At 67.6% G+C, this 24,050-nt stretch carries 26 protein-coding genes; 11 read left to right on the top strand and 15 right to left on the bottom strand.

Annotated elements, in window-relative coordinates; all coding sequences use genetic code 11:
• Positions 1–12 precede the first annotated feature (12 nt).
• Positions 13–849, top strand: a complete 837-nt coding sequence (locus tag ABJK40_RS09505) for a class I SAM-dependent methyltransferase (RefSeq protein WP_348480523.1) — start codon at positions 13–15, stop codon at positions 847–849.
• Positions 850–872: 23 nt separating this feature from the next.
• Complete coding sequence (locus ABJK40_RS09500; protein WP_348480522.1) at positions 873–1,229, top strand: VOC family protein; 357 nt, start codon at positions 873–875, stop codon at positions 1,227–1,229.
• 40 nt (positions 1,230–1,269) lie between these two features.
• Here ABJK40_RS09500 and ABJK40_RS09495 read toward each other — a convergent pair whose 3' ends face one another.
• From ABJK40_RS09495 to ABJK40_RS09485, 3 genes are all read right to left on the bottom strand, one after another.
• Positions 1,270–1,632, bottom strand: coding sequence for an HNH endonuclease signature motif containing protein (locus ABJK40_RS09495; protein WP_348480542.1), 363 nt, complete (start codon positions 1,630–1,632; stop codon positions 1,270–1,272).
• Positions 1,633–1,801: 169 nt separating this feature from the next.
• Entirely contained in the window at positions 1,802–2,968 is a 1,167-nt protein-coding gene (locus ABJK40_RS09490; protein ID WP_348480521.1) for a thiolase family protein, read from the bottom strand.
• A 57-nt stretch (positions 2,969–3,025) separates the two neighbouring features.
• Positions 3,026–3,493: a MarR family transcriptional regulator gene (locus ABJK40_RS09485; protein WP_348480520.1), complete on the bottom strand. Its 468-nt coding sequence runs from the start codon at positions 3,491–3,493 to the stop codon at positions 3,026–3,028.
• Positions 3,494–3,577: 84 nt separating this feature from the next.
• Between ABJK40_RS09485 and ABJK40_RS09480 the strand changes: the two genes are divergently transcribed.
• The 3 genes from ABJK40_RS09480 (at position 3,578) to ABJK40_RS09470 (ending at position 6,185) form a co-directional block, all read left to right on the top strand.
• Positions 3,578–4,786 carry an acyl-CoA dehydrogenase family protein gene (locus tag ABJK40_RS09480; RefSeq protein ID WP_348480519.1) on the top strand — a complete coding sequence of 403 codons (1,209 nt, stop codon included), beginning with the start codon at positions 3,578–3,580 and terminating at the stop codon, positions 4,784–4,786.
• 140 nt (positions 4,787–4,926) lie between these two features.
• Positions 4,927–5,559 (top strand): DUF1269 domain-containing protein, encoded by a 633-nt coding sequence (locus ABJK40_RS09475; RefSeq protein ID WP_348480518.1) that lies wholly within the window; start codon positions 4,927–4,929, stop codon positions 5,557–5,559.
• Positions 5,556–6,185: a methyltransferase domain-containing protein gene (locus tag ABJK40_RS09470; RefSeq protein WP_348480517.1), complete on the top strand. Its 630-nt coding sequence runs from the start codon at positions 5,556–5,558 to the stop codon at positions 6,183–6,185. The genes ABJK40_RS09475 and ABJK40_RS09470 overlap by 4 nt, the downstream gene beginning before the upstream one ends.
• Before the next feature lie 91 nt (positions 6,186–6,276).
• Here the strand turns inward: ABJK40_RS09470 and ABJK40_RS09465 are convergent, their stop codons facing one another.
• Positions 6,277–7,464 carry a CoA transferase gene (locus tag ABJK40_RS09465; RefSeq protein WP_348480516.1) on the bottom strand — a complete coding sequence of 396 codons (1,188 nt, stop codon included), beginning with the start codon at positions 7,462–7,464 and terminating at the stop codon, positions 6,277–6,279.
• 125 nt (positions 7,465–7,589) lie between these two features.
• Between ABJK40_RS09465 and ABJK40_RS09460 the strand changes: the two genes are divergently transcribed.
• Positions 7,590–8,438 (top strand): crotonase/enoyl-CoA hydratase family protein, encoded by an 849-nt coding sequence (locus ABJK40_RS09460; protein ID WP_348480515.1) that lies wholly within the window; start codon positions 7,590–7,592, stop codon positions 8,436–8,438.
• A 34-nt stretch (positions 8,439–8,472) separates the two neighbouring features.
• On the opposite strand, the gene ABJK40_RS09455 is transcribed toward ABJK40_RS09460, so the two are convergent.
• Positions 8,473–9,078 carry a flavin reductase family protein gene (locus tag ABJK40_RS09455; RefSeq protein WP_348480514.1) on the bottom strand — a complete coding sequence of 202 codons (606 nt, stop codon included), beginning with the start codon at positions 9,076–9,078 and terminating at the stop codon, positions 8,473–8,475.
• A 166-nt stretch (positions 9,079–9,244) separates the two neighbouring features.
• Here ABJK40_RS09455 and ABJK40_RS09450 point away from each other — a divergent pair, with 166 nt between their 5' ends.
• Complete coding sequence (locus ABJK40_RS09450; RefSeq protein WP_348480513.1) at positions 9,245–9,655, top strand: helix-turn-helix transcriptional regulator; 411 nt, start codon at positions 9,245–9,247, stop codon at positions 9,653–9,655.
• On the opposite strand, the gene ABJK40_RS09445 is transcribed toward ABJK40_RS09450, so the two are convergent.
• The 4 genes from ABJK40_RS09445 to ABJK40_RS09430 form a co-directional block, all read right to left on the bottom strand.
• Positions 9,587–10,246 carry an ATP-dependent Clp protease proteolytic subunit gene (locus ABJK40_RS09445; RefSeq protein WP_348480512.1) on the bottom strand — a complete coding sequence of 220 codons (660 nt, stop codon included), beginning with the start codon at positions 10,244–10,246 and terminating at the stop codon, positions 9,587–9,589. The two genes, ABJK40_RS09450 and ABJK40_RS09445, sit on opposite strands and share 69 nt — an antisense overlap.
• Entirely contained in the window at positions 10,243–10,851 is a 609-nt protein-coding gene (locus tag ABJK40_RS09440) for an ATP-dependent Clp protease proteolytic subunit (RefSeq protein ID WP_348480511.1), read from the bottom strand. The genes ABJK40_RS09445 and ABJK40_RS09440 overlap by 4 nt, the downstream gene beginning before the upstream one ends.
• 91 nt (positions 10,852–10,942) lie before the next feature.
• Positions 10,943–11,713 carry an iron export ABC transporter permease subunit FetB gene (gene fetB / locus ABJK40_RS09435; RefSeq protein WP_348480510.1) on the bottom strand — a complete coding sequence of 257 codons (771 nt, stop codon included), beginning with the start codon at positions 11,711–11,713 and terminating at the stop codon, positions 10,943–10,945.
• A complete protein-coding gene (locus tag ABJK40_RS09430) occupies positions 11,710–12,480 on the bottom strand; it encodes an ATP-binding cassette domain-containing protein (protein WP_348480509.1) in 771 nt (256 codons plus the stop codon). Before ABJK40_RS09430 ends, fetB begins: the two co-directional genes overlap by 4 nt.
• 173 nt (positions 12,481–12,653) lie before the next feature.
• Here ABJK40_RS09430 and ABJK40_RS09425 point away from each other — a divergent pair, with 173 nt between their 5' ends.
• From ABJK40_RS09425 to ABJK40_RS09415, 3 genes are all read left to right on the top strand, one after another.
• Positions 12,654–15,161 (top strand): serine/threonine-protein kinase, encoded by a 2,508-nt coding sequence (locus ABJK40_RS09425; protein WP_348480508.1) that lies wholly within the window; start codon positions 12,654–12,656, stop codon positions 15,159–15,161.
• A 69-nt stretch (positions 15,162–15,230) separates the two neighbouring features.
• Positions 15,231–15,419, top strand: a complete 189-nt coding sequence (locus ABJK40_RS09420; RefSeq protein WP_348480507.1) for a hypothetical protein — start codon at positions 15,231–15,233, stop codon at positions 15,417–15,419.
• A gap of 74 nt (positions 15,420–15,493) precedes the next feature.
• Positions 15,494–16,309, top strand: coding sequence for a PPK2 family polyphosphate kinase (locus ABJK40_RS09415; RefSeq protein ID WP_348480506.1), 816 nt, complete (start codon positions 15,494–15,496; stop codon positions 16,307–16,309).
• Between the two features lie 110 nt (positions 16,310–16,419).
• Here ABJK40_RS09415 and ABJK40_RS09410 read toward each other — a convergent pair whose 3' ends face one another.
• Complete coding sequence (locus tag ABJK40_RS09410; protein ID WP_348480505.1) at positions 16,420–16,677, bottom strand: hypothetical protein; 258 nt, start codon at positions 16,675–16,677, stop codon at positions 16,420–16,422.
• Positions 16,678–16,787: 110 nt separating this feature from the next.
• Positions 16,788–18,563 carry an amidohydrolase family protein gene (locus ABJK40_RS09405; RefSeq protein ID WP_348480504.1) on the bottom strand — a complete coding sequence of 592 codons (1,776 nt, stop codon included), beginning with the start codon at positions 18,561–18,563 and terminating at the stop codon, positions 16,788–16,790.
• 177 nt (positions 18,564–18,740) lie between these two features.
• Between ABJK40_RS09405 and ABJK40_RS09400 the strand changes: the two genes are divergently transcribed.
• Entirely contained in the window at positions 18,741–19,595 is an 855-nt protein-coding gene (locus tag ABJK40_RS09400) for an SDR family NAD(P)-dependent oxidoreductase (protein WP_348510241.1), read from the top strand.
• Between the two features lie 30 nt (positions 19,596–19,625).
• Here ABJK40_RS09400 and ABJK40_RS09395 read toward each other — a convergent pair whose 3' ends face one another.
• From ABJK40_RS09395 to ABJK40_RS09380, 4 genes are all read right to left on the bottom strand, one after another.
• Positions 19,626–20,459 (bottom strand): SDR family NAD(P)-dependent oxidoreductase, encoded by an 834-nt coding sequence (locus ABJK40_RS09395; protein WP_348480502.1) that lies wholly within the window; start codon positions 20,457–20,459, stop codon positions 19,626–19,628.
• The gene (locus tag ABJK40_RS09390; protein WP_348480501.1) at positions 20,459–21,751 is read right to left on the bottom strand and encodes a cytochrome P450; all 1,293 of its coding nucleotides are present in this window, start codon (positions 21,749–21,751) and stop codon (positions 20,459–20,461) included. Before ABJK40_RS09390 ends, ABJK40_RS09395 begins: the two co-directional genes overlap by 1 nt.
• 63 nt (positions 21,752–21,814) lie before the next feature.
• Positions 21,815–22,903, bottom strand: a complete 1,089-nt coding sequence (locus ABJK40_RS09385; protein WP_348480500.1) for an LLM class flavin-dependent oxidoreductase — start codon at positions 22,901–22,903, stop codon at positions 21,815–21,817.
• A gap of 45 nt (positions 22,904–22,948) precedes the next feature.
• On the bottom strand, positions 22,949–23,932 hold the full coding sequence (locus ABJK40_RS09380; RefSeq protein ID WP_348480499.1) for a TIGR03621 family F420-dependent LLM class oxidoreductase: 984 nt from the start codon (positions 23,930–23,932) through the stop codon (positions 22,949–22,951).
• Positions 23,933–24,050 lie beyond the last annotated feature (118 nt).

The following is a 24,050-nucleotide window of genomic DNA, read 5'->3' as shown; positions in this document are numbered from 1 at the left end:
CGAACGTGGCCCATGTCGAACGATGCGTTCATCGAACAGAACCGGCGCAACTGGGACGACCGGGCCGGTCTCCACGCGCAGGCCACGACCGGGTACCGGCTCGACCGCTACCGCGACGACCGCTCGCTGCTCAGTGACGTCGTCGACTTCGACCGGCGGTACCTCGGCGACCTGAGCGGGCTGAAGGTGCTGCACCTCCAGTGCCACATCGGAACCGACACGCTCTCGCTCGCGCGACTCGGTGCGACGGTCACGGGGCTGGACCAGTCGGGCTCCTCGCTCACCGCCGCCCGTGAACTGTTCGCGTCCGTCGACACCGCCGGTCGGTTCGTCGAATCGAACGTGTACGACGCCGTCGACGCTCTCGACGGCGAGGAGTTCGACCTCGTCTACACCGGAGTCGGCGCGCTGAACTGGCTCCCCGACATCGCCCGCTGGGGCCGAGTCGTCGCCGCCCTCGTCCGGCCCGGCGGTTCGTTCTACATCCGCGAAGGTCATCCGATGCTGTGCACCCTCGACGACGAACGCGACGACACGGCGCTCGTGGTCAAGTACCCGTACTTCGAAACGGTCGAGCCGATGACCTTCGACCAGGCCGACACGTACGTCGACACCGGTGGAGTGGCGGTGGCCGAGACCGTCAGCCACGAGTGGAACCACGGCATCGGCGAGGTGTTCATGGCGCTCACCAACGCCGGGTTGAGGGTGACGACACTGGACGAACATCGCTTCCTCGAGTGGCGGTTCTTCGCCCACCAGATCGAGGCCGACGAACGGTTCCACCTCCCCGATCACCAGATCGACATGGTCCCGATGATGTACTCCATGGCGCCGGACAAGCCGAGCTGACCGCGCTGATCTACCCTTGCCCGATGTTCGATGTCGGGGTCCACCACGTCTCGTTGAACGTCACCGATGCGGCCGAGTCGATTCGTTTCTACGTCGACGTCCTCGGCATGGGGCTGCGCGAGGACCGTCCGGCGTTCTCGTTCGACGGAGCCTGGCTCCAAGCCGGTGAACAGCAGATCCACCTGCTCGAGGTCGCCGACTTCGTCCCGCCGGTCGGTCAGCACTTCGCACTGCGTGTCGCCGACATCGATGCCGCCCGCTCGCACCTGCTCCGCAACGACGTCACGGTCAGCGAGCCCGCCGAGCAGGCCGGCATCTGCCGCCAGTGCTTCTTCCGCGATCCGACGGGCAACCTGATCGAGCTCAATCAGCCGTTCTGAACGATCGCCCGGTTCCCGAGCCTCTCGCGGCGACCGGACCTCAGACGGTCGGTTCGGCCTCGTCGCTCGGCAGCGGATCAGCTGTCGGTGGACCCGCGGCATCGTCGACCGGGTAGCGCCGGGCCAGCACCGTACGGACCTCGAGGTGCCGCAGCAGGAAGGTGCGCTCGTCGAGCTTCTTGCGTCGCAGCCAGCCGGTGACCTCGTCGTTGCTCTTGCTCGCGTTGCAGGAACCGCAGGCGGGAACGATGTTGTCGAGCGTGTAGCGACCTCCACGCGACAGCGCCTGGACGCAGTCGCGTTGCATGGCGACATCCGACCGGCCGCAGTACGCGCACCCGCCCCACTCGCCCAGCAACGCCGACCACTGTTCGTCGGTGAGGTCGTGTTCGACACGCTTCATCCGCCGTTGCCGCTTGCGCGACGCCCGCGCCCGCCGACTCCGGTTCGGAACACTCGCCACCCGCCCATCATCCCACCCCCGGACGCGCAGCGGCCGGACCCGAAGGCCCGGCCGCTGCAGTGATGTCCGGTGGCACGACGGATCGAGAACCGATCCGGCGCCGCTCCGATCAGTCGAGGCGTTCGATGATGGTCGCGTTGGCCATGCCGCCGCCCTCGCACATGACCTGCATGCCGAAGCGTCCGCCGGTGCGCTCGAGTTCGTTGAGCAGCGTCGCCATCAGCTTCGTGCCCGACGCACCGAGTGGGTGGCCGAGGGCGATGGCACCGCCGTTGACGTTGACCTTGCTCATGTCGGCGCCGGTCTCCTTCTGCCATGCGAGCACGACCGAGGCGAAGGCTTCGTTGACCTCGAACAGATCGATGTCGTCGATGCTCATGCCGGTCTTCTCGAGGATCTTCTTGGTCGCCGGGATCGGGCCCTTGAGCATGGTGACCGGATCGGTGCCGGCGAGCGCGAAGGCGTGGAAGCGGGCGCGGGGCTTCATGCCGAGTTCCTCGGCCTTCTCCTTGCTCATGATCAGCACGGCGGATGCACCGTCGGAGATCTGCGAGGAGTTGCCGGCGGTGATCTTGCCGTCCTCCTTGAAGGCGGGCTTGAGCTTGGCGAGGCTCTCGGCCGTGGTGCCGTCACGGATTCCCTCGTCGGTCTTCACCTCGACCTGGCTGCCGTCGATGTCGACGGTGACCGGCACGATCTCGTTCTCGAAACGGCCTTCGTCACGGGCGACCGCTGCGCGCTGCTGGCTCTCGGCGCCGAACGCGTCGAGGTCCTCGCGGGTGATGCCGTACTCGTCGGCGATCATGTCGGCGCCGATGCCCTGCGGGGGCAGGCCGGTCTCGGCGTAGCGGTCCTGCTGGTCCTGGCTGAACGGGAAGCCCATGCCCTGGACGATCGAGGCGCCCATCGGCGTCCGGGTCATCACTTCCACACCGGCGGCGACCACGACGTCGTAGGCGCCGGCGATGACGCCCTGCGCGGCGAAGTGCATCGACTGCTGGCTCGAACCGCACTGGCGGTCGACGGTGGTCGAGGGCACTTCTTCGGGCCAGCCGGCGGAGAGCACGGCGTTGCGCCCGATGTTCAGCGACTGTTCACCGACCTGCATGACGCAGCCCATGATGACGTCGTCGACCATGGCCGGGTCGAGGCCGGTGCGCTCGGCGAGCGCCTTGAGCACGTGGGCCGCGAGGTCCACGGGATGCTGGTCCTTGAGCTGTCCGTTGCGCTTGCCGCCCGGGGTCCGGACTGCATCGACGATCACTGCTTCGGTCATGTGGTGTTCTCCTGTGTTGTGGCGAATCGTCCGCAAGTGCGTCGCACTGGCGAGCGATCAGGGGTGATGGATGGCTGAATGGAGGTTGTGCTGCAGCCGGGTCAGCACCCAGCTGAGGGCTTGGCGTTCCTCGCGACCGATGCCGCGTCGGAGCTCGCTGCGCAGGATCTCGTCGACCGTGACGACGCTCGCCGCGAGGTCGCGCCCGGAGGCGGTGAGGTCGACGCGCCAGACCCGACGGTCGTCGGGGTCGGGGTGCCGTTCGACGAGGGAGCGGCGCTCGAGTCCGTCGACGACGCTGCCCATCGCCGCGCGCCCGGTGCCCATCTGGTCGGCGAGCCGGCTCTGGGTGGTGGCGCCGAACTCGGCGACGTAGGCGAGGAGGCTCGCCTGGGTGAGGTTGAGGTCGAGCGGCTTGAGGCGGGCATCGAATGCCTCGCGGATGAGGCGCGCCGTGGCCATCAGCGTCGACTCGACCCGCAGCCAGGGTGGAGCGTCGAGTTCGTTGTTGGTGAGATTGCTCATGGCTCGTCTGGATTCGTACTGTACGACGACATACAGTATGTTCCAAGTCGAAGTGTTTCGAGAGTTGCAACGAGAGGACATCACATGAGCCAGACGCTGATCGAACAAGAGGCCACCGAGTTCCGCCAGAAGTGCGTGGACTTCATGGAGGAGCACGCTGCCGCGCAGGGCAAGGCGATGCCGGGCATCGACGACCAGAAGGCGTTCCTCGCGGCCGCTGCCGGCGCGGGTCTCGCCGGCGTCCCCTTCGACGAGGAGTTCGGCGGCGGTGGGCTCACGCTCGAGCACGACAAGATCTGGCGCGAGGTGCAGGGCAACTACCGGATGATGACGGGCGAGTTCATCATCAGCCACGGCATGTGCCTGCCGATGCTCAACGAGTACGGCACCGACGAGCAGAAGAAGATGTACATGGCCGACAACATCTCGGGCAAGACCATGTGGTGCCAGATGTTCTCCGAGCCGGGCGCCGGCTCCGACGTGGCGTCGTTGCAGTCCAAGGCCGAGCTCGACGGTGACGAGTGGATCCTCAACGGCCAGAAGGTCTGGACCACGCTCGCCCACAAGTCCGACTACGGCATCGTGGTGGCGCGCACCGATCCCGAGCAGGTCAAGCACGCCGGCATCTCGATGTTCATCCTCGACATGCGCGCACCGGGCGTCGAGATCCGCCCCATCCACCAGATCGACGGCGGCAGCCACTTCAACGAGGTGTTCTTCACCGACGTGCGCATCCCGAAGGATCACCTGCTCGGCGGATACAACGAGGGCTGGAAGCTCGCCACCGCCATGCTCATGTACGAGCGCGTGGCGATCGGTTCCGCGGGTGCCGGCAAGATCAACCAACCCACGTTCAAGCTGCTCAAGTCGGCCGCCGAGGAGAGCGGGAGGATCGACGATCCGGTCGTGCGCGACCAGCTGATGCAGATCTACTCCATGGAGACCACCAAGGCGATGGTCGCGATGCGCAACAAGGCCGAGCAGAAGGCCGGCAAGACCCCCGGGCCCGGTGGCTCGCTCGGCAAGCTGTTCGGCTCGAACATCGCGTGGAAGATGCGCGAGATCGCCCTCGAACTGGCCGGCCCGTCGTCGATCGCGTGGGACCCCGAGGACGGTGACGGCGGCGAGCGTCAGCGGATCGTGCTCAACTCGTTCCAGTCGTCGATCGCCGGCGGCACCGACGAGATCCAACGCAACATCATCGGTGACCGCGTCCTCGGCCTGCCGCGGGAACCCAGCGTCGACAAGGGCGTCCCGTTCAAGGACCTCAAGGTCGGCACCCAGTCCAGCTGAACCGACGGACCCGAGGTCGCCGTCATGGAGAGGACACCCCCATGCATGGCGGCGACCTGGTCCCGCGGATCGAGACGATCCTCGTGCCGATGCTCGGCAGGGGCGGTCTCGTCGGGGTCCTGCTCGGGCAGAATGCACCCATGACCGACGAGCAGACTCCCACCGCGGCCGGATCGACCGACACCCCACCGGCGGCGTCGCCGTTCGCACCACCGGACCCGACGCTGCGGGCAGGCATCGACGAGGAGCATCCGGCGGTCTTCGACCCCGAAGCGCAGGTGATCATCGGCGTGTCGTTCGACAACGTGCTCAAGGCCCAGGAGTACCTGCTGGCGATGGGTCGGCTGCGCCAGAGCGGCGTGCTCGAACTGCACGACGCCGTCACCGTCACCAAGAGCGACGACGGAAAGGTCAACGTCACCGAGACGATCGACCCCACTCCGGGCAAGGCGGCGATCTCGGGCGGCATGTGGCTCGGGCTGCTCGGCCTGTTCGTCGGCGGGCCCATCGGGTGGGCGGCCGGCATCGGTCTCGGCGCAGGTGCGGGTGCGGTCGCGGCGAAGGTGATCGATCTCGGCATCCCCGACGAGTGGGTCGACTGGTTCAAGGACACGGTCGAGCCCGGAACGTCGACCGTGATCATCCTCGCTCGACACGTGCAGGTCTGGGCACTCGCCGAGGAGGCCAAGCGCTTCCAGGGCGCAGAGCTCCTGTACACGTCGTTGCCCGACGATGCGATGGAACGGTTGGACGACGCCTTCGACGGATCGTGAGCCACGCGCCGTCACCGTTCCCGGCCGGTTTCTTCGCCCGCCAGGACGAGTCCGACGACGCGAGGTTCTATTCGTTCGACCGCTTCGTCACCCACATCGACGACGACGCCATCGCGTTGATCGGCGAGTTGTACGAGGAGTCGGGTCTGACCGGAGCCGACCTCGAGGTGCTGGACATCTGCTCGTCGTGGATCTCGCACTTCCCGACCAAGCCCGGTCGCCTGGTCGTCACCGGCATGAACGCGGCCGAGCTGGCCGCCAACGAGATGGCCGACGAGTGGTCGGTCGGCGACCTCAACTCGGATCCGACGCTCGCCTTCGACGATGCGTCGTTCGACGCCGTCACGTGTGCCGTGTCGGTCGATTACCTCTCGCAGCCACTCGAGGTGTTCACCGAGGTCGCACGGGTGCTGCGACCGGGAGGGCTGTTCGTGTGCACGTTCTCCAACCGCTGCTTCCCGACGAAGGCGATCCGCGGATGGTTGTCGACCGACGACCGTGGGCGATGTGGGATCGTGGCGACGTACTTCGAACTCACCGACGGCTTCGACGAACCGGTCGCGCAACACCGCAATCCCGGAGCCTCCGGCGACCCGCTGTTCGCGGTGTCGGCGCGACGCGTCTGACCCGACGGCGCGCGTCGACGCGTGTTCCCCGGAACCCGGCCGTCGAGGCGACCTCTGTTGTTCTGTCCGGGACGGAACAACAGAGGTCTGGTCAGGCGATCACGCCGGCCGCTCGAAGGGCGGCGGCGTCCAGTCCCAAGCCGGTGACGATCTCGTCACTGTGCTCACCCACCGCGGGTGCCGGCGAACTCACCCGCGACGGGGTGGCCGAGAACTTCGCTGCCGGGCGGGGCTCACGGATCGTCCCGGCGAGGGGATGATCGCGGGTGACGAACACGTCGTTGTGGATCACCTGCGGGTCGGTCGGAAGGTCGTCGAGCGTGTTGATGGCCGACGACGGCACATCGTGCTCGGCGGAGCGGGCCACGAAGTCGACGAGCGAACACGCCGCCGACGCTTCGGCGAGCAACGCGACCATCTCGACGGCGTTGGCGATACGGGTCGGTGTGTTCACGAACCGCGGATCGTCCGCGATCTCGGGGCGGCCGAGCGCCGCGCAGAGGCCGGTGAACTCGCTGTCGGTCACCGCCGACGCCGATGCGAACCCGTCGGCGAGACGGGTCACGCCGTAGTTCGCGGCAATGGTCGGTGAGCGAGTGACGTCGTCGTCGAGGAGTGCGGCATCCATGGCGGAGTCGGGCCACATGAAGGCGATCGCCGTGTCGAGCATCGCGATCTCGAGGTGTTGACCTGCGGCCCGCCCGGTCGCGCGTGCGAACAGGGCCGCCGTGATCGCTTGCGCAGCGGTGTACGCCGTGGCCTTGTCGCAGAGCAGCGTGCGGAACAGTTGCGGCTCACCGGTCGCCGGATCCGACTGGACGCTCGCGAGACCTGACGCCGCCTGGATCACGTTGTCGTAGACCCGCCGCCCACTGTTCGGTCCGTGCTGGCCGTACCCGGAGATCGAGGTGTAGATCAGGTCCGGACTCGCGGCGGCGAGATCCTCGAATCCGAGGCCGAGTCGAGCCATCGCACCCGGCCGGAAGTTCTGGATCACCACATCGGCGTCTGCGACGAGACGACGTACGACGTCCACACCGTCGGCGTGCTTCAGGTCGACGACGATCGACCGTTTGCCCCGGTTGTTGTTCGCGAAGATCCCGGTCATCCCGTTCTTCTGGCTGCCGAGGTAGCGCATGATGTCGCCGAGGCCGGGTGACTCGACCTTGATCACGTCGGCACCCTGATCGGCGAGCTGCATCGCCGCGAGCGGCCCGGAGATCATCACCGAGAAGTCGATGACCTTGATGCCGGACAGTGGACCTGCTGCGTCGCTCATGCCTCATCGTCGCGCCTGGCCGGGTCGCCGCGACGAGCCGCAGCTGCGTCCCCCACGGCGGCAACCCGGCACGGTGTTCGGGGCGCCGTTTCGGCCTCTCCGGGTCACTGTGTGAAGCTGGTCCGATGGGATACGAGTGTTTCGACGTCGAGATCGTCGACAAGGTCGGCCATCTCACGATGATCCGCCCGGAGAAGGCGAACTCGATGGTTCCGTCGTTCTGGCGTGACCTCCCGGCGATCGTCGACGAGATGTCGGCGTCGGGCTCGGTCCGGGCGTTGGTGCTGTCGGCCGAGGGCCGCCACTTCTGCTCCGGCATGGACCTGTCGGTGTTCGGGTCCGGGGACAACGGCCTGTCGGGGTCGACCATGGGCGCGCATCGGAGCCGTCGCAACGAGCGGTTCCGGTCGACGGCCCTCCACCTGCAGGAGTCGTTCACCGCCCTCGAACGCGCACGGATGCCGGTGCTGTGCGCGATCCAGGGTGCCTGCGTGGGCGGTGGGATCGACATGATCTCGGCGACCGACATGCGCTACGCAACGACCGACGCGTTCTTCTCGATCGCCGAGATCAACATCGGGATGACCGCCGACGTCGGCACCCTGCAGCGGATGCCGAAGCTCGTCGCCGAAGGCATCGTGCGCGAACTCGCGTACACGGGTCGCAAGTGGACCGCTGCCGAAGCGCACGCCGCCGGATTCGTCAACGCACTGTTCGACGACCACGCGTCACTGCTCGACGGGGTCCACACGATCGCCGCCGAGATCGCTTCGAAGAGCCCGATGGCGGTGTGGGGGACGAAGCAGACGATGCACTACACCCGCGACCACTCCGTGGCCGACGGACTGGAGTTCATCGCCAACTGGAACGCGGCGATGTTCGACACCGACGACATGGCCGAAGCGGCCGCCGCCGCCATCGAGGGTCGCGCCGCCGACTACCCCGACCTCCACTCGCAGTTCGACGGTCTCTGACACATCTGCGGCGTACCGCCGCGTCGGTGGGGAATCAGTCGGGTCGGGCCATCTCGTACAGCTCACCGTTGTGCGAGTAGTAGTTGCCCACGTGGCGGCCGATCGAGTCGAGGCCGACCTGGTCGACCCGAGTGCCGTCGAGGAGGCGGTCCGCGACGTCGAACGCCAACACTTCGCCGAACACGACGCTGCTGCCCATCGGCGCCTCGCCGATGTCGAGAATCTGCACCACCCTGCACTCGAACGTGGCCGGGGCCTCCGCGACGGACGGCGCGTCGACCAGTTCGGCTTCGCGCACCGTCAGTCCCGCGACCTCGAACTCGTCGACGTCGGCGGCGTGGGTTCCCGAGGTCTCGTTCATCGCCGGGCCGAGGTCGAAGTTCACGATGTTCACGGTGAACACACCGGTGTCGCGCACGTTGGTGAGGGTGTCCTTGCGTGCCGACGGCTGACCGGTCGGCGCGAACATCACGGTCGGAGGTGAGGCGGCGACGGCGTTGAAGAAGGAGTACGGCGCGAGGTTGTTGACGCCGTCGGCCGAGCGGGTCCCGATCCAGCCGATCGGGCGGGGAACCACCAGGCCGGACAACAGCTTGTAGGCGTCGATGGCGTCGATGTCGGCGGTGACGAAGCGTTGCATCGCGTCACGCTACGTCCGGCTCCCCGACCTCACGTCGCGACCGTCAGCCGGTGACACGCCCTCGAGCCCGCCCCACCTCCACCCGAGCGCGTGAGGTTGTTGCGGCCGTCGGGCGCGACCACCTCTCGCGAAGCCCGGCAACGGCGGGAGGAGTAGCGTGACGCCGGTGAGCAACGTCTTGCGCTTCCCGTCCAACGGCCGTCGCAGCGAACGTGCCGGCGACCGCAACCGCGACCTCGAACGGGACCCCGACCTGGATCGCGACGCCGACGACCCCGACGACGCGGGCGGCGAACGGCCCGGACCCCGGCTGCGTGACGTCGTGGGCGGCGTGCTGCGCGACGAACGCCTCGATCAGGACCGCACACTCGCCGACGTGGCTCGCGAGGCAGCGGTGTCACTGCCCTACCTGTCCGAGGTGGAACGCGGCATCAAGGACGTGTCGTCCGACGTGCTCGGCGCGATCTGCGACGCGCTCGACCTCCCGCTCGCGGACGTGCTGCAGCGGTCAGCCGATCGCCTCCGCATCGACGCCCGGGCGCAGGGCGGTACGCGCCTGCAACTCGCGGCGGCCTGACTCCACCCGTTCGGGCACGAAGTCCGCCACCCCGTACGCAACGGCGGCAGCACTCGACAGGACGAGTGCACGCTCGGTGTCGGCACGCACACGATCGACGGTCTGTCCGGTGTGCCGGGCCAGGATCCGTTCCGCATCGCCACGGACCCGGGCGAGTTCGGCGGCCTCGACCGCGAGGTCGCTCATCGACCCACGACTGACCTCGGTGTGCGGCTGGTGCAGCATCACCCGGGCGTGTTCGAGCACGGCACGCTTGCCGTGAGCGCCCGCAGCCAGGAGGAGCGCAGCCGACGAGGCCGCCTGGCCGACACACAGCGTCGCGACGTCGGCGGCGATGTGGTTGATCGTGTCGTAGATCGCGAGAACCGCGGTGAGCGAGCCGCCCGGTGAGTTGATGTACAGCTGGATGTCCCGGCTCGGCTCGGCGGCTGCGAGGTGGAGGAGTTGGGCAACGATCACGTTCGCGACGCCGTCGTCGATCGGCGTGCCGATGAACACGATCCGGTCGGCGAGCAGACGGCTGTAGATGTCCGACGTGCGCTCGCCCCGCGCCGTCGTCTCGATCACCATCGGGATCGTGTAGCTGCTCATCGTGCACCTCCGGCGGCAAGGCCGACGCGGCGGACGATGCGGCGCGGAAGCACCTCGTCGAGGCTCGCCACGATGCGGTCGACGAATCCGTACTCGAGGGCCTGGTCGGCGTCGAACCAGCGGTCGCGACCGACGTCCTCGATCACCTGGTCGATGTGGCGTCCGGTGTGGCGAGCGATGATCGATCGCAGTCGGTCGAGCGTCGCCACCAGGTTCTCGGCCTGGATCTCGACGTCGGACGCCGAGCCGCCGATCCCCGCCGACCCCTCGTGCATCAGCACCTGTGCGTTCGGGAGGGCGAAGCGTTTGCCCGCCGATCCGGCGCACAGCAGCACCTGGCCCATGCTCGCCGCCAGCCCCGTCGCCACGGTCACGACGTCGTTCGGGATCAACTGCATCACGTCGTACACGGCGAGTCCGGCGAGGACCGAGCCCCCGGGCGAGTTGACGAACAGGCAGATGTCGGACTCGGGATCGTCGGCCGACAGTGCGAGCAGTTGGGCGATGACGGCATCGGCGGAATCGTCGGAGACCTCGTTCGAGAGCATGACGATCCGGGCGTCGAGCAGCCGGTCGCCGATCGGGCGGGACGTGATGGAGTTCATGGCCGCCATCGTCCTCGCCACCCCGCCTCGTTCGGACGGCTTCTGCCACAGGCAGAACGTCCACGTGAGGGGCGGGTACGAGCCCGACTCGTCAGTCGCGGCGGATGAGTTGGTCGGCGTTCGTGAAGAGCTTGCGGGAGATGCCGAGGCCCATCACCGTGGTCGTCGTGGCGACGCTCCCGAGCACCAGATACATCACCGAGATCTGCACCCGCACGGCATCACCGGGGTCCACTCCCGCGAGGATCAGACCGACCATCGCGCCGGGCAGCGCGATGATCCCGACCGCCTTGGTCGACTCGATCTGCGGGACGAGCGCCGTGCGGAGGGATTCGCGCAGTACCGGCTGGAACGCATCGGCCGCCGACAGGCCGAGTGCGAGACGACCTTCGATCTCCTCCCGACGCTCCTTCGTCGCGTCGAACAGACGTCGCGACACGAGCACCGTCGCCGACATCGAGTTGCCGACGACGATCCCCGCGAGCGGCACGATCGTGCGACCCTCGAGTTCGTACACGCGGAACCCGAACAACACCCCGAGCGTGACGAGTGCCGACGCCGAGTACGCGAGCAACGAGAGTCCGAACACCGACGGCACGTCCTTCGCCCGCCTCCAGGTCGTGTACGCGGCGAAGAGGTGCATCACCAGGAGCCAGATGCCCGAGAGGAACAGCGGATCGTCGTCGTCGACGACCAGTTGCAAGGCGAACCCGACGATGAGCAGTTGCACCAGCGCTCGGAACGCCGACCACACCACGTCGCGTTCGAGGCCGAGTCGCCGCCACATCGAGATCGCCACGGCGACTGCGATCAGGATGCTCGACGCTGCGAGCCCCACCAGGCCGATGTCGGCCCGGTTCACGCCGTACCGTCCGGCGAGTCGTCGACGGCGTCCTGCGTCGACGCGGGCGGCGCGCCCCGTGGCGCACCGGCGCCGACCAGTTCGCGCACGCGGGGGTCGGCGTGGACGTCGAGTTCGTCGAGGTGGCCGAACGCTGCGATCTCGCCGTCGACGAGCACCACGGCGTGATCGGCGATTCGGCGGAGTTGCGCGGTGTCGTGCGTGATCCACACGATCGGCACACCCGACGCCGCGACCTCCACCCCGAGGTCTTCGACCGTTCGGCGTGCAGCGCCGTCGAGCGCGGCAGTGGGCTCGTCGGCGAGCAGGACCGACGGGTCGGTCAGCAACGCCCGAGCGATCGACATCCGCTGCGCCTCGCCGCCACTCAGCCGATCGGCCCGTCGTTCGAGCAGTTCGCGTGGCATCCCGACGTGATCGAGCACGTGATGAGCGCGAGCGAGGTCGATGTCCGGCGCAGCGACCGCGAAGTTGTCCATCACGGTTCCGGGAAAGATCGGCGCCCGCTGGAACACCATCGCGACTCGCCGACGCAACTCTCGCGGTTCCCACTCGGTGAGGTCCCGACCTTCCCAGGTGATCGTTCCCGACACCGGGTCGTCGAGGCGGTTGAGCAGACGCAGCAACGTGGACTTCCCGGAGCCCGACGGACCGGCGATCGCCAGGATGCCGTCGACGGGGATCGAGAGGGAGATTCCCTTCAGGATCGGCGCATCCGGCGGACCGGCGACGACGTCGATCAACTCGAACGCGATCGGCGAGGACACGCTCGAACGCTACATCCCGGTCACGGAGCCGCCCGGACCAGCACCTCGAACGGTGGATGGCGTCGGCTCGGTCGCAGGCGGCACGTGTGGACCACCGACCCGCTCCCGGGACCCCCGCCGCGCCGTGATGCCCGGTTGACCCGGGCATGACGAGGATCCGCGAGACTGAGAGCGTGGAACCTCGAGCCCGTCGGGCGCTGCAGGCAGCATTGCCCTCCTACGACGTCGAGGGGGAACTCGGTCGCGGCGCGTTCGGCGTGGTCTACGCAGCGCGCCACACCCAACTCGGACGAGAGGTGGCGATCAAGGTCCTGCCTCGAATTTTTGCCGCGGACGACGACGTGCGCGCTCGGTTCGTCGACGAGGCGAAGATGGTCGCGTCGCTCGACCACCCCCACATCGTCCCGGTGTACGACTACGTCGAGGACGACGAGGCGTGCATGCTGATCATGGAGCGGTGCGTCGCATCGGTCGGCGACCGGTTCAAGGACGTCGGGGTGGCCACCGACGAAGCGTGTGCGGCCGTGCTGTCGTGTCTCGCCGCGCTCGACTTCGCTCACTCGCGCGGGGTGCTGCACCGCGACGTGAAGCCCGAGAACCTGATGCTCGACACGAAGGGAGTGGTCAAGCTCGCCGACTTCGGCATCGCCCGCGCCCTGGACAACGACGTGCGTCGCACGAAGACCGGCATGGTCGTGGGGACCCCTGCCTACATGAGCCCCGAGCAGGTGCGGGGAGACGAACTCACGGGTGCGTCCGACGTGTACTCGGTGGCGATGATGGCCTACGAACTGCTGACCGGAACGCTCCCCTTCCCGGTCACGTCCGCCGTGACCGGATTGCTCGCCCATCACCTCGCGACCGAACCGATTCCGCTGTTGTCGACGCGACCCGAGCTGCCCAAGGCCATCGGCGAGGTGGTCGACCGTGCGCTGACGAAGTCCCTGGAGCACCGCCACTCGACCGCCGCCGACCTGGCATCCGACCTCTCGAGGGCGTGCGTCCGGTCGTTCGGATCGGGGTGGCTGCGTCGGCGGGGGTTCACGCTGCACTGGCCCGACATGGTCGCCGAGAACGAACGCCCGAGCGACGGGAGGCCAGTGGGCACCGGCGGCACCATCACCGTGCAGGCGGCGAACGAGCCGCACGACGTGATCAGCCCGGCCAGTGCGCTGACGGATCGCAACGACACGCTGATCGGACGCGGCTCGCCGAGCGAGGGCGACGCACCGCCGATCGCACCGCCGATTCCACCTCCGGTCGGCTGGGGTCCGACCCCGGTCGACCCACCTCCCGGTGCGCCACGCGGTCCGGCGATGCCCGCCGCACCGACCTCACCGGCTCCACCTGCGCCTCCCACTCGTGATGTCGAGGTCGCACGCGCGGCCGGCCCCGACGGTGGGCGGAGCCGGCTGGTGGCGGCGCTCGGTGCCGTCGCCGTCGTGCTCGTCGTGGCGATCGTGGCGTTGCTCGTCGTGCGCTCCGGCGACGAGGACGACTCGGCCGACGGGAGCGAGGTCGACACCTCGGCACCGGTCTCCGCATCTCCGGTCGCCGTCGACCCCGACGACGTCGGCCCGTCCTCGGTCGCTCCCGGGGTCGATCCGACGACCGACGTCGCGACGACCGAACCCCCTTCCGTGAGCGTCGCGGTCACGACGCTGCCACTGGTCGCACCCGTGGACGATCCGGCCGACTTCTCCAACCGCCCTGCGTCGTACGTTCCCGAGGACGCAACGTCGCCCTTCGCCCCCACACCGTGCCCCCTCGACCAGCCGAAGGTGGCGTGCATCCACGCCGGAGTCGGCATGGACGAATCCACCGGCGTGATCAACGTCAGCTTCTTCACGCAGGGTTTCGTCCCCGAACTGGAACCGGCCGGCGATCACGTCCACTTCTACTTCGACACCACGGTCGACGGCGACGAGCGAGCGGCGGGGAGCGCGAGTTCGGTTGCGACCTACAAGCCGTGGGACCTGCCGTTCGACATCGTCGCCCTCCAGGGCGACAGCGGCCGCACGATGTTCACCGTTGCCGATGCCCGAGCTGCGGATGCGCGCCACCTCTGCGTGATCGTGGCCGACGCCGACCAGGTCGCACTGCCCGGCACGGGGAACTGCGCGCCGTTCCTGCAGACCTGGGATCTCGAAACGCTGGCTCGACAGACCGATCGGATCTCCGGCACGTTCATCGGTCGCTGCGCGATCGGCGTCACCATGATCGTTCCCGAGGGCTGGCGGTCGGCCGACCTGGTGGAACAAACCCCTGCGGCGGTCGCCGAGGAGCTCTTCCCGACCGACGATGACTTCGCCGCCGTGATCCAGGGCATCGTGGACGACGGCGGTGTGCTGTACGCCGACGGAACCCTCGACGACGGGACGCCGGCAGACCTGACGGCGTCGATCTTCCCCGGCGACTACCGGATCGGTTCGAGTCCGCAACAGGTCGCCGACCAGTTGAGGCTCTCGGGCGTCGATGTCGGCGCCACGTCCACCGAGTTCATCGGCGGTCGGTCGGTGCTCACCAGTTCCGTCGCGCAAGGGGACGTCGTGTCGAAGCGGTACTTCCTCCCGGACTTCGGCTACGTGATCGAACTCGACGTCACGCTCGGCCCGGACTTCGTGGCCACCTTCGCGGACCGCATCGCCGACACCGTCGTCGGCTGCGCTCCCGCCGGATGATTGGCGCTCCGGTCGCCGGGTAGTCCCGGGTTCCCACAGTCAGAGCACCCCAGATCCAGGAGGCCCACGATGCCCGATCCGAAGGAAGAACTCGGTGAACCCGAGATGGACCCGCGGAACCAGGAGGAGGTCGGCGAGATGCCCGGCTCGTTCGTCGACTCGGACCACAACATGCCGGGCGATCAACCCGAGGACGACACCCCTCCGTCGAAGACCCTCGCCGACGGCACCCGGACGCAGGACGAACTCGACGACTGACCACTACGGGCACCGAACCTCGGCGACCCCGATCACCCCGGACTCGCCACGACGCCGTCCGCTACGTTGACGCGATGGACGACAAGGACCTCCTCGATCGCCTCCGCGTCAGCGGCGACCCCGACCTGTCGTCCCACGACCCCTCCGAGACGTTCGGCTGGGAACGCGACGAGGCCGAGGCGATGTTCGCCGACGAGCTGGCCGAGTTGATCGAACTGCAGGAGAAGCTGTTCGCCGCCAAGTCGGCGTCGCTCCTCGTCGTGCTCCAGGCGATGGACGCGGCCGGGAAGGATTCGACGATCCGAGCGGTGATGAGTGGGCTCAATCCGGCCGGTGTCGACGTGCAACCGTTCGGCGTGCCGACCGAGGAGGAGAGCGGCCACGACTACCTCTGGCGTGTCCACGCCCATGCGCCCGAGGACGGCTACATCACCGTCTTCAACCGGTCGCACTACGAAGACGTGTTGGTCGTACGCGTCAAAAGCTTCGCTCCGGAGAAGGTGTGGAAGCGGCGCTACGAGCACATCCGGAACTTCGAGCAGATGCTCGTCGACGAGGGCACGCACGTCGTGAAGATCTTCCTCAACGTGTCGAAGGACAAGCAGAAGGAGCGGTTCGAGGAACGACTCGAACGACCCGACAAACGCTGGAAGTTCCGTGCCGGCGACCTCGACGATCGTGCTCTGTGGGACGAGTACATGGACGCCTACACCGAGGCGATGCAGAAGACGTCGACCGACGATGCGCCCTGGTACGTGGTGCCTGCCGATCGCAAGTGGGCACGCAACGTGTGCATCGCCCGGATCCTGCGCCACCACCTCGAACGGATCGACCCGAAGTACCCCGAACCCGACGCCGAGATCGACTTCGACGACATCACCGTCACCTGAACGACGCCCTCGGGTGCCGCGCGCCCGCACCAGTCGGTCCGATCCGTTCAGAACCAGGACGACCGACCGCGAGTCGCACGCCTCGGGCCAGGTGAACGTCTCGGAAGGCGTCAGCCGCGCAGGATCTCCTCGAGCTTCACCACCGCTGCTTCCGACTGGTGCTGCGGAACCACGATGCGATATCCGGTCGACACGCTCGACACGATGTTGAACGCATCGTGTCCAACGGCATGGAAACCGGCGTCACGGAGCCTCTCGACGGCGATCGGCCCCGTGGCGATCGGGACCACCCCGATCTCGGTCGGATCATCGGGGTCGACCTCGTCGGACGCACCGAACCACCGTTGCATCGCATCACGGAATCCCACCCTGCGATCATGGCACCGATTCCGCCGAGGCGCGTTCGCGACGTGACGCGACAACGGGCCCGTCGCATCTCGACGGCACCGCACCGGACGAACCGGAGTCCGAGCGACCTTCAGTGTGCGGTGGGTGCTCGACGTGCGGGGTGACTTGCACCCGGCGCGGCCTGGGCGCCGCGGATCAGGCGGCCGGGCAGAGCGTCCGTGGCTTCACCGTTCCGGTACGTCTCGTGGCCGGCGACGACGGTGTGCATCCAGCCGTTGGCGCGCTGGAGGAGCCGACGCCCCCCGGCCGGGAGGTCGTGTGCGATCTGCGGCTTGTACAGGCGGAGGTTGTCGAAGTCGACGACGTTGAGGTCGGCGCGGTACCCGGGCGCCAGCACGCCGCGGTCGTGCAACCCGACGGTTCGCGCCGTGCCCTGACAGTGGCGCTGCACGAGCATCGCCAGGTCAATCGTGCCACGAGACCTGTCGCGGCCCCAGTACTGCAGCAGCGTGGTCGGGAAACTGCCGTCGCAGATGGTGCCGACGTGGGCCCCGCCGTCGCCGAGGCCCGGCACGGTGTGGGGGTGGGTGAGCATCTCGTGGACACCGTCGAGGTTCCCGTCGACGTAGTTCAGGAACGGCAGGTACAGCAGGCCCGACCCGTCACCGGCGGGTCCGATCAACACGTCGAGGGCGAGTTCCTCGGGCGTGACTCCGCCCCGTGCGGCACGAGCCGCGATCGAGTCGTCGAGGGACGGTTCGTAGTCGGGCTCGTCGGTCATCTCGAAGAGCAGGTCGAACCTGTGGATCAACGACCCGCCGAGCTTGTCCCGGTTGCGATCTGCGAGTTGCTCGCGCTGACGGGCGAGCAGGCGCTCGCGGAAGCTCGGATCGCGCAGAGCCGTCACCCGCTCGACCAGTGGCCGATCGGCGATCTCCGCATGGACGTCGTTGGTGAGGAACGGATGGAGGGTGAGTTCGAGTCCGAGGATCAACCCCACGGCTCGCGCGGCGACCTGGCCGGTGATGGTCAGTCCGTCGCGGTTCGCCGACGTGATGTGATCGAGGATCGAACGAAAGGCATCGGGAACCATCGGATTCCGGGCGACCGAGATCGACATCGGCCGACCGGACCGGGCGACCATCTGGCGCAGGGTCGCGAACTCGTCGTCGACGTCGAGGAAGTCGGAGACCACCTGCAACACGCCGGTGCCCGCCGCCCCCACGCCTTCGGCGATTCCGATCAGTTCGTCGGGCGCTGCGGTCAGGGTCGGCGTGTAGGCGCCGGTCGAGGTCTTGTGGTTGCGCGTCCTGCTGGTCGTGAAGCCCAGTCCGCCGGCGAGGATCCCTTCCCGTGCGAGGTCGGCCATGGCGGCGATGTCGTTCGGCGTGGCGTCTTCGTGATTCGCTCCGCGCTCGCCCATGACGTGCAGGCGGAGTGCGCCGTGGGGGACCTGCGCGGCGACGTCGATGTCGTGGGGCCGGGCGTCGACGGCGTCGAGGAACTCGGCGAAGGTGTTCCAGTCCCATGCGAGGCCTTCGTGGAGTGCGGCGCCCGGGATGTCCTCCACGCCTTCCATCAGTTCGATGAGTTGGTCGTGGTCGGCGTCGTGGACGGGCGCGAATCCGACGCCGCAGTTGCCCATCACGACCGTGGTGACGCCGTGCCACGACGACGGCTGCATCCGCTCCTCCCACGTGGCCTGACCGTCGTAGTGGGCGTGGATGTCGACGATGCCGGGGATCACGAGCGCGCCGTCGGCATCGATCTCCTGCGTTCCCGATCCGGACACGTCGCCGACCTCGACGACGATGCCGTCGCGTACCGCGACGTCTGACGCCCGGCCAGGCGAACCGGTCCCGTCGATCAGTTCTCCACCACGTACCACCAGATCGAACTCGGCCATGCCCCATCGTCGCACGGCCCCCGAATCCGAATGGTGTCAGACACCGGATGACAGACCGGATGACAGCGCGTCGGCGCACCGTGTGCGAGAGACTCGTTCGTCGTCCGGCACCATCTGGTCGTCCACCCGGTGCCCCGCACTTTCGGGCGTGGGGTGTCGATGGGTCAGACTGCGGAGATGCAGGAACTGAGTGGGAAGACAGCAGTCATCACGGGAGCGGCGAGCGGGATCGGGCTGGCCCTCGCCCACCGCTTCGGCGCGGCGGGGATGAACCTCGTCGTCGGCGACATCGAGTCGGGGCCGCTCGACCTGGCCACGACCGAGTTGAGCGACGCCGGCTACGACGTCGCCGCGATGGAACTCGACGTGAGCGACCTCGACGGCATCCGGGCGTTCGAATCGTTCGCCCGGGAGAGCTTCGGCAACGTGCATCTGCTGTGCAACAACGCAGGGGTCGGCGCCGGAGGGCCGGTGGCCGACATGGACAACCTCGACCTGTGGAAATGGACGATCGACATCAACCTGTGGGGCGTGATCTACGGCTGCAAGGTCTTCATGGGAGCGATGATCGAGCACGGCGAGGGTGCCCACATCGTCAACACCGCGTCCATGGCCGGTCACCTGTCGGCACCGATGATGGGCCCCTACAACATCTCGAAGTACGGGGTCGTCGCACTCTCCGAGACCATGGCCAAGGAGATGGCGATGATGCAGACGACGCTCGGGGTGTCGGTGCTCTGCCCGGCGTTCGTCCAGACCAAGATCGCCACGAGCGACCGCAACCTGCCCGACGAGGTCAAGGCCGCTCACGGTCGCGACGGGTCGGCCTCCGAGACGAGCGGCACGCAGTCCGTGATCGAACGGCTCGTCGCATCGGGCATCCCGACAGCAGACGTCGCCGAGGCGGTCCACGACGCCGTGGTGAACGACGAGTTCTGGATCCTCACCCACCCCGAGAGCACGCCCGCCATCACCGAACGCGCCCGTCAGATCGTCGACGGGATCAACCCACCCCTGACCGGCTTCGTCTGAGACCGGACGGCTGCCGATGCCGACCGGTCGTCATTCGGTGTCGGACACCGATTGGTTCCGCTGGGCGTAGGGCGCGGGGCGGCGACCGAATTCGTCGGTGATGTCGAACTCGTCGGCGAGGTCCTCGACCCACTGGATCGAACCGGTGCGGGACATCAGGTCGGGTGCAGCCGCCAGCGCGGCTGCCGCACGACCCACCGCCAGCGGCGTCTGTGCCGTGACCATCGACTCCGTGGTCCCACCGCGCGCCTCGAGGATGAACTCCGTCGACACGCTGCCGGGATAGAGCGTGACCGAGGCGATGCCCTTCGGCTCCAACTCGATCGCCATGTCCGCGCTCAGCCGGTCGAATCCGGCTTTGCCCGCACCGTACGACGACGAGAAGATGTAGGAACGACCGCCCGGCGACGACACGTTGATGATGCAGCCGCCCTCACCCGCAGCGAACAGCAACGGCGCTGCATGCCACGACGCGATGTAGTGGCTGCGCATGCCGATTCCGACCTGGTCGTCCCAGATCGACACCGGGTGCTCCCAGAATCCGCCGCCCCATGCGGGGGGATTCGGGATCTTGTAGACGTTGTTGACGAGGATGTCGAGCTTGCCCTGCTCCTCACCGACACGTGCGAACAGCGCCTCGATCTCCGCGTCGACCCCGTGATCCGTCTCGACCGCGATACCGGTGCCGCCGGCCTCGTCGACCAACCGTGCGGTCGTGTCGATCGACAGCTCACCGTCGCCGGTCGTGCGTCCGGTGACGTAGACCGTGGCACCCATCTCGCCCAGTGCGATCGCCGTCCCCCGTCCGATCCCTCGGCTGGAGCCCGTGACGACCGCGATCTTCCCGCTCAGCTCACCGGCCATCAGACGGACGCCTTCGCGGAGTCGTCCACGACGAAATCGACGTCGAGCCGCGTCAACCCGCGCAGCAGGAAACTCGGGAAGTAGGAGAAGTCGTTCGATGCGGGCAGCGAGAACGACTCGATCCGGCGGGACAGCTCCTCCAACGCCACCTTGCCTTCGAGCCGGGAGAGCGCAGCGCCGAGGCAGAAGTGGATGCCCTTCCCGAATGCCAGGTGATCGCGCAGGTTGTCGCGCTCCGGGCAGAACGAGTCGGGATCCTCGTACAACGACGTGTCCCGATTGGCCGCGGCGAACACGATCACCAGGCGGGCTCCCTTCGGGATGTGCACGCCCTCGAGTTCGTGGTCCTTGGTCGAGATCCGGAACATGCCCTGCGTCGGCGTGGTCAGGCGCAGTGCTTCCTCGACCATCTTCGGGGCGCGGGTCGGATCGGCACGGAGCTTCTCCCATTCTCCGGGCGTCTCGGCGATGAGGCGCATCGACTCCGTGAGCAGCTTGGTGGTGGTCTCGTTGCCAGCGACCAGCAGCTGCTGCACCATGGAGAGCATCTCGGCCATGTCGAGCGGACGCTTGTCCTCGATGTCGGGGTCGTGATCGTCCACCCGTGCGTTCAGCAGGTTCGTGAGCAGGTCGTCCTGGGGCTCGGTGCGTCGCTTCTCCAGCTCGGCGGCGAAGTAGTGCTGGTACTCGTTGACGCCGCGCTCGGCCTCCATCCGCTCCTCGATCGAGATCTGCGTTCCGATACCGGCGATCGAGTCGTCGGACCACCGCTTGAAGTCCGCCAGTCGATCGTCGGGGACGTTGAGTGCATGGGCGATCACCTCCACGGGAAGCGGCACGCCGAACTGCTCGACGAACTCCATCGAGCCGGTCCCACCCTCGGCATCGGCGACGAACGCGTCGATCAGCCGAGTCGTGATCTCCCGGATCTTCGGCTCCAGTTCGGCGATCACCTTGGGCGTGAACGCCTTCGAGATCAGGCGGCGGTACCGCGTGTGGTCGGGCATGTCGGCGGTGAGCATCGTCGCCAGACGCGGGTACCCGTCGGCCATCACCTCGTCGAGCTTCGCCCGGTCGTCGGGTGGCAGCGGCATGCTCGCACCACCGAATCGCGACGAGTACGTCTCGACGTCACGGATGATCTGGAGCACCAGGTCGTAGCGGGTGACGAGATACATCCCCATCGATTCGATGTGCATCACCGGCGCCTCGTCGCGCATCTGCGCGTAGTGCGGGAACGGGCATTGCAGGGTGGCCGGATCGAACGGGTTGAAAGTGGCGAGATCGGTCATCTCGGTGTCTCCTTGGGTTGGTCCGGTGTCGCTCGAGGTGTCCGACATCCGGAGTGACGCGGGTCAGAGTTCGGACAGGGTGTTCTTCAGTGTCGGGAGTTCCATGCCACGGGCCATGATCTCCTCCATGCCACCCACGACACCGGTGATGTTGGCGAGCACGATGTGTTCCAGACCGTTCCTCGCATAGCCCTCGAACTGGGTGGCGAGTTCGTCGGAGTTGCCGATGAACAGCACCTCCTTGACCATGTCGAACGGAATCTGACCGGCGAGGTCGCGGAGTTCGTTCGGATCGAGGTCGTGGATGATCACGTCGACGAAGCCGAGCGAGTCGTTGCCGAGCGGATGTTGCATCCCGTGCGACTCCCAGATGTGGCCCATCGCGAACAGCCCGAACAACTTGCCGAGCGGCTCGGCGTCGAACATCTCGGCAGCCCGGTCCTGGCTCTCCGCGAACAGCACGAACGGAAGCAGCGAGTTCTCGGGCGCCGGTCGTCCGGCTTCGGCCGCGTGCTGCGCGATCACCTCGCGCTTCTCGCCGTACTCGTCTGGCTTCATCCACCAGGCCGGAATCCAGCCATCGCCGTACTGTCCGGTGAGACGCAGCATCCGGGGTCCGTGACCGGCGACCCAGACCGGCGGCGACCCGCGACCTTCGGCCTGCAACGGCAGGCCCATCCGACCGACGCCACCGTCGGCCATCTTCCCGGTGTCGAGCAGCGATCGCAGGTCGCGCAGGACGTCTTCGAGGACGCCCACCGGCTTGTCGAAGGGGTAGCCGAACGGGAGCAGGCTCTCGGCTTCGCCCGAACCGATGCCGAGGATGAAGCCGCCCGGATTCAGGTCGTTCAGGGTGAGTGCGGTGCGGGCCAGGTCGGCAGCTCCACGGCGGGTCGCGTCGGTGACCGAGATGCCGAAGGGCAGGTCGGTCATGGTGCCGACCTTGGCCCCGTAGACGAACGGGTCGTAGAACGCGTCGGGGTCCGCAGCGAGCGCGGACAGCGGGGTCTCGCTCCACAGTTCGGGATGGAACACGCCGAGGATGTGGTCCGGTGACCAGTAGGAGTCGAACCCGACCTGTTCGTACACCTCGAGCATCGCGGCGGTGCTCGCCCACGGGAACTGGGATGGAAGGTTGATCCCGACTTTCATGCTGCTTCTCTCGTTTCGTTCGATCGATGGTGGACGGACCGGCGGTCAGGTACCGGCGAGGCGTTCGACGACGGGGGCGACGCTGGACACCGCTGTCGCCCCGAACGTGACGTAGGAGATGCCGTAGGTCTCCCGACGCTCGATCAGTTGCGCGCAGATCTCGTCGACCGATCCGATCAACGCATGCGGATGTTCGGCGAACTGCTCTGGTTCGAGCTGGAACATCGGCGCCATCTGTTCCAACGTCGCTGCACGCTGGTCGGTGACGACCGTGAAGTAGGCGCCGATCTCGATCTCGATGTCGTCGAAGCTCTTGTCGTCGGTGCGTCGCGCTGCGCCCGATCGGATGAAGTCGATCTTCTCGGCCGTCAGCGCCGCCGTGCTGCTGCCGACACCGTCGGGGCCGATCTTGCCGGAGCTGTTGTCGAAGTTGAGGCTGACGATGTCGGCTTCGCGCCCGGCGATGCCGAGCACCCGCTTGGCACCGCCACCGATCATGATCGGTGGCATACCATTCGCCGGCTTCGGCACACCGGTGAACCCCGTCGCATCGACATGCTCGCCCCGGAGGTCGACATCGCCGTCGCCGAGGTGCTGGCGGATCAGCGTGAGCGTCTCCTCCATCCGGTCGAGACGAATACCAGCCGGATCCCACGGGACCCCCATCGCTTCGTACTCGCCCTGGAGCCACCCGCAGCCGATGCCGATCTCGAGGCGACCTTCGGAGAAGAAATCCAGCGTGGCGAGTTCCTTCGCGAACATCACCGGTTGGCGGTAGTCGGTGCAGAACACTCGGGCTCCGACGTTGATCGTGCTGGTGGCCTCGATCGCCACCGCCATCGCCGGCACCGCTGCGACGTTCTGCACCGGGTGGTTCGTCGCTGCGAGTTTCGGGCCCGGGCCGATCACGTGATCGGCCACGCTGAACGTCGAGAATCCGAGATCCTCCGCACGCTTGGCCTGCTCGCGCCAGTCCGCCGGCGACTCCGCCGCATAGCTCTGGAGCCCGAATCGGAAGGGCCGCGTCATCGCCTGCCCCCGATGAAGTTCACTGTCACTGCGACCCCCCGGCCTTCGTCGAATCATCCCGTGCGGAACGTGTCGCCCCGCTGCGATGGGAAATTAGCCGCTGGGTTAGTTTTGATTC

The sequence above is a fragment of the Ilumatobacter sp. genome (genome assembly GCF_039969435.1).
GTDB lineage: Bacteria > Actinomycetota > Acidimicrobiia > Acidimicrobiales > Ilumatobacteraceae > Ilumatobacter_A.
Note: the sequence above shows the minus strand (reverse complement) of the source record. Positions and strands in the feature narration are given on the sequence as shown.